The sequence below is a fragment of the Pseudomonas sp. PS01300 genome (assembly GCF_029960155.1).
GTDB classification, from domain to species: Bacteria; Pseudomonadota; Gammaproteobacteria; order Pseudomonadales; family Pseudomonadaceae; genus Aquipseudomonas; species Aquipseudomonas palmensis.
The window spans coordinates 1-255 of sequence record NZ_JASCPN010000184.1; the positions used below are offsets into that span (position 1 = coordinate 1).

Consider the following 255-nt stretch of genomic DNA (forward strand, 5'->3'; position numbering starts at 1 on the left):
ACACGGTACTGCAGAAGACCCCGTTCAGCTTCGACGTGTCGGTGTGGGAGTTCTTCTGGCCGCTGATGACCGGTGCGCGCCTTGTGGTCGCTGCTCCTGGCGACCACCGCGACCCGGCCAGGCTGGTGGCGCTGATCAACCAGCACCAGGTCAGCACCCTGCACTTCGTACCGTCGATGCTGCAGGCCTTCCTGCTGGATGCCGGTGTGCCGAGCTGCACCAGCCTCACCCGCATCGTCTGCAGCGGCGAGGCCC

The 255-nt window shown here is 66.7% G+C and carries 1 protein-coding gene; it reads left to right on the plus strand.

The window, feature by feature from the left end; translation table 11 throughout:
* The coding region (locus QMX96_RS26985) for an AMP-binding protein (protein WP_282362748.1) at positions 1 to 255 on the plus strand (255 nt) is incomplete at both ends.